We start from the raw sequence: 5,243 nt of genomic DNA on the forward strand, positions 1-5,243 counted from the left end.
CGACTCGCTTCGGATCGGACGCTACACCAACTTTCTCGACACTACCCCTCCGAAGGACTGTGGCCAAAAAACGGCAAATATGAGTACTGTTACCGTTGTAGCTATATTATTTTCGTTAATAAAAGAAGATCTTAATGAGATTTATTCGCATCAAGGTCTTCCTTTAATGAACACTTGAGGAGATACGGCAGCTTATCTGCTCGATCGACACGTCAAATCACCTTAAATGTGATCAAAATTACTGCTACTAAAAGAGTATCAGTACTCATATTTGATGTTTTTTGGCCACGGCTCTTTATAGACACCCTGCACAGCGACGGTGGTAGATTTCGGAACGTGTCCGTCAGCCCCGTTCCGGAAAGCGAGCCGCGTGCAACGGCCAAGCCACGACAGCCCCCGGGAGAGCGGGGGCACCGGCTTAGGTTTATCGCGAGTTCCGCACGAACAGGAGGCCACTTAATGTGGCCTCCGTCGTGAGCAGGACTGTAGAGCAGGAAACCTAAGCCGGTGTCCCCGCTCTCCCGGGGCCGGCGGAATTTAGTTGTTCAGCATGCGGTCGAAGCTTCCCGAGTCGCCATCCCGATAGTCGGCGGTCATCAGAATCTCCTGCGGAATGCGCCCGCCTTCACGTAGCACATTGCGGAACTGTACGCGCGTGACCATGGGCAGATCCTTGATCGTCGCCGCCAAGTTCTGCGGCACGCCCTGGTTGGCAGCCGCGCGCTCGCACTCGCCGCCGGCCTTCACGCGACGCTTATGCTCGGCGAGCATGGCGCGGTACATACCGGCATGCAGGCGAATCTCAACCACATTGGCATTGCGAGCCTGCTCGACGATGCGCGCGCCCTCGCGGTCGATATCGCCCACGTAGTAGACGTAGTTAAAGCGATAGCCGATCTCGGCCAGATAATCGTCCAGGGCATGCGAGACGCTCGCCTTGCATCCGCCGCCAAAAATCACGCCGCCCACCTTGATGCCAAAGAGCTTGGCGTGCTTGCGGCCACGCAGCAGCCTGACGATCTCGTCGTAGGTGTCCAGGTTCTCGACCATAATGAACGGCTTATCGGCGCCCAGCGTAAAGAAACCCGTAAAGTGCACGGGGCGGTTGGGGGCGACCTTGATCGCCTGCATGCTGATGCCCTTTTCGGTCATGCGCCTTATCAGGCGCTCACCGTGCTTGCCGTCAAAAGCCTTCTCGTCGTTAAAGATCTGGTAGGCACGCTGGCGGCGCGAGGCAACCGGCGTATCGGCACCTCGGTTCTGCTCGATCCAAGCCTGGATGATTGCGATTTCCTCGGCAATCTTGCGGTTGGACATCTCGTTGTGCTGAGTGCGCTGCGGAGCCTTTTTGCCGTCCTTGCCCTCGACCTTTACGATCTGTGTCTGCTGCTCCTTGATCTTAGAGAGCGCCGTAGGCGTAGGGACAACCTTGAGCAGCTGCCTGCCTAAATCGCGGGCAAGGGCGAACGCCGATACCTCACCGCGGACGGCCGACTTGGGCTGCTGGGCAGCAGTACCTGCTGCGGAAGACTCCGGCTTCTTCTGAGACTTGCGTTTAGAATCGCCTTGGGAATTGCGCTCGCGCTTCGGCATAGACGCCTGCTTCTGCGGACGATCGGACTTGCTCTCCTTCGCCGGCTGGCGCTTAGGCTGCCCCGAAGAAACCTCGGCCTTCGCATCCTCGTCCTGCGGCGTGGTCCTCTCGGCTGCAGTCTCGGCATGGGAACTGCGGCCCCCACGATGGCGACGGCGGCGAGGCTTGCTCGACGCGCCCCGCTCCGTCTGCTCATCAGTAGGCTGCTGGCCCTTGGCCTCGGCATCAGCCTCAAGCTGCGGCTCAACAGGCTTTTGCTCGCGAGCCGCCGGCTCAACGGCCTTCTCGTCCTGGGTGGTCGAAACCGACTCGCCCTTCTCCTGACGCTTTACGGGATACGCGCGTCCCGCAAAACCGCGGCCGGGACGACACGAACCCGGAGCCTTCTTGGCAGACTCCTCAACATCGTCTGCAACCTCAGAAGACTCTTCGACCTCACGCGCGGCACCCTGCTGTGCAGCCTTAAAGTGAGCACCGCGGCGGCGCTTGGGCTCTTGGGCCTCCACGGGCTTTTGCTCCTTCGTGGGCTTCTGCGACTCGGCAGCAACCTCGGCCTCAACAGCCTCGGCATCCGTCTCGCCCTTTCGAGCAACGGCGCGACGGAAGCGCTCCTGCTGGGCGCGGCGCTGTGCATCGCGCTTGCCGCCCCCGCCAAAACCGCCGCGTCCTGCCTTGGCCGTAAAGGCACGCACAACGTTCTCATCGAGCAACTCATCGGTATCGACATGCTCACGCGGAGCAACTTCTTCCACAGCAGGCACGTCAGCGGAATCCTCGACGACAAAATCTTCGACGGACTCGGCAGGTTGCTCCTGGGCATCGCGGATCTCGGCATTGATGGTATAGAACGCCGGGCGCCCGTTAATGCCACTACCCTCGATCTTGGTCACGATATTTGCCGCGATAAGCTCATCGCGCATCGCCTTGGTGTCGCACTCCTTATCGACGGAGCGGAAAATCTGCGCCAGCGCACTCGACTTAATCTTGAGCGCCTTGCGGCAAAGCAGGTCGTAGGCAACCAGCTTGGCACGCTCGGCAGAAAGCGATGTCTGGCTGCTCAGACGCTCAGCCAGGGCATCGACATTGTTTTGATTATCGGAATATACCGTCTTGGCCACGGGGCCCCTTTCATATGCACACATATACGTCCATATGGTACAACGCACGAGCCTATCCACGCAAAACATCTGCGAGAACGCCCTTGCACCACCTGTTCTCACAAGAAAAAAGACCGGGTCCGCTTGATTGCGGACCCGGTCTTTCCGAGTCAAATAGACGGGAGATTCAACCCGTCCGACCGACTAGGCCTTGGCGGCCTCGGCGTCGGCAGGAGCTTCAGCGGCAGCGGCGCGACCGTACTCGGCCTTGCCCATCTCGGACCACTCGGGCTCCTCATCAGGCATGGAGCCAGCCTCCTTGCCGAAGAACTCCTTGAGGCAGTTGACGGCGACGATGAGGCCCAGGACCATCAGCAGAACGGCAAAGACGAGCTGCAGGCCCTTGGTGGCGGCGACGGAGACGGCGGCCGTGGTGGCGGTAGCCGGGATGGTACCGAAGAAACCGTAGGCCTGGACGGCGGTCATGCAGCCCATGGCGCTCTGGACCAGCGAGGTGAAGGTGCAGCAGAGCAGGAAGGCGACGGGCACGTAGAGCATCCAGCCCTTGCGACCGGTGCACTTGCAGAACACGGCGAGGGTGATCATGGTCATACCGCCGAGCAGCTGGTTGGAAGCACCAAAGAGCGGCCAGATGTTGGCATAGCCACCAAAAGCGAGGGCGAGACCGGGAAGCAGGGTAACGACCGTGGCGAACCAGGGGTTGCCGAGGACCTTCATATAGCCGGCCTTGGACTCGATGGCCAGAGCATCGTTGGTCTGGGCAAAGAACTCGGAGAACGAGGTGCGGGCGATGCGGGCGACGGCGTCGAGCGAGGTCAGGGCCAGAGCGGAGACGTTCATAGTCATGAAGACGGTAGCGAGCGTGCCGTCAACACCGAAGGCCTGCATACCGCGGGAGATGCCAGCGGCGAAGATCTGGAACGGGGTGGAAGCGACACCAGCGTTGAGGGCGCCGGTACCGGCGGTGTTCATATCGGAGAACATGATGCCGGCGACGATGATGGCAAGGATGCCGACGAAGGACTCGACGATCATTGCGCCGTAACCGACCTTGACGGCGTCCTGCTCCTTCTCGACCTGCTTAGAAGAGGTGCCGGAAGAAACGAGGCTGTGGAAACCGGAGAGAGCACCGCAAGCGACGGAGACGAACAGGACCGGGAACATCATGCCGGAGGCAGTGGAGAAGCCGGTGAAGACCGGAGCGGTGATGGCGGCCTGACCGTTGACGCCCAGGACGACGATGCCGAGGACAGCGCAAACGATCATGACGATCATCATGATGGAAGTGAGGTAGTCACGCGGGGTCTTGAGCATCTGGATGGGCATAGCGCCAGCGAAGACCAGGTAGACCATGACGACGGCGAACCACTGGAACTTATCCAGATAGACCGGGAACTGCATACCGACGGCGAACATGAGAACCATGAGGACCACGCCGGTGACGAACTCGGTAGCACCGGTGAGGTTGAACTTCTTCTGGGCCCAACCAAAGGCGATAGCGACGAAGGTGAACAGGATGGAGATGGTACCAGCGCAGCCGGCGGCATAGGACTTGGTGAAGTCGATGGCACCGGTAGCAGCACCAGAAGCGTCAACGGCCGGGGTGAACATGAACGTCTTGCAGACCATGTCGGTGAAGGCGGCGATGACGATGATGCAGAACAGCCAGCAGAACAGCAGGAACAGGCGACGGCCGGTCTTGCCGATGTACTTCTCGATGAGCTGAGCGAGCGACTTGCCGTTGTTCTTCATCGAGGCATACAGGGCGCCAAAGTCGTGGACGGCGCCAAAGAAGATGCCGCCGACGAGGACCCAGAGCACGACGGGCAGCCAGCCAAAGGCCATGGCGACGATCGTACCCGTAACAGGGCCGGCACCGCAGATCGAGCTGAACTGGTGCGAGAACGCGGTGAAGGCAGAGACGGGCGAGAAGCTCTTGCCGTCCTTCATGCGCTTGGCCGGCGTGAGGGCCTCTTTGTCAACGCCCCACTTGTTGGCCAGCCATCGGCCATAGCCCAGATAGCCGCAGGCGAGCACCGCCGCGGCCACAACCATGAGCAAAACTCCGTTCATTACATTTCCTCCTCTAAAAAGAACTTCTCAGACATAAAAAATGAGGGCCGTCGGTTGCGCTCGACGGCCCTCATCTTCATCAGCCGCCCGTTATCGTACGGGCTAGCTGTATGTGCTAACCCGCATCAGATAATTACTACGCTGATAATGTTTAGCTGATGCGTGAACATGTCTAAAAAATCCTCTTCAATCATGATGCGAACGATCCGTGCGTGTTCACATCCCCCAGTGGTTGAAAAGGAGTATGAAACTTTAGTTACCTAAAGTCAACGCAAATTTGTAATGGATTTTCAACTTTTTTGAATTTCTCGTTATAAAACGCCACTGACCTCGGACTTTACCCAACAAAAGTTTTTGCATGGGAGATACCCCTCGGGAGCCGCGGGAGCCGGGCGGCGCATATGAACTTTCCTGCTCTACAGTCCTGCGCAAGACGGAAAGCACATTAAGTGCTTTCC

The 5,243-nt window shown here is 59.1% G+C and carries 3 protein-coding genes; all 3 read right to left on the bottom strand.

Annotation, left to right across the window (positions count from 1 at the left end):
- Positions 1 to 537: 537 nt before the first annotated feature.
- Positions 538 to 2,712 (bottom strand): hypothetical protein, encoded by a 2,175-nt coding sequence (locus DW233_RS09895; RefSeq protein ID WP_158567851.1) that lies wholly within the window; start codon positions 2,710 to 2,712, stop codon positions 538 to 540.
- A gap of 183 nt (positions 2,713 to 2,895) precedes the next feature.
- Positions 2,896 to 4,785, bottom strand: coding sequence for a carbon starvation protein A (locus tag DW233_RS09900; protein WP_118268008.1), 1,890 nt, complete (start codon positions 4,783 to 4,785; stop codon positions 2,896 to 2,898).
- A gap of 252 nt (positions 4,786 to 5,037) precedes the next feature.
- Positions 5,038 to 5,243, bottom strand: a 206-nt coding sequence (locus DW233_RS10480; protein ID WP_233540563.1) for a hypothetical protein, incomplete at its 5' end; no start/stop codon positions are given.

It is taken from the genome of Collinsella sp. AM20-15AC (assembly GCF_003471405.1).
GTDB lineage: Bacteria > Actinomycetota > Coriobacteriia > Coriobacteriales > Coriobacteriaceae > Collinsella.

Coding starts and splice junctions, on each gene's coding strand:
- DW233_RS09900 (WP_118268008.1), bottom strand. CDS start 4,785: ATGAACGGAGTTTTGCTCATGGTTGTGGCCGCGGCGGTGCTCGCCTGC.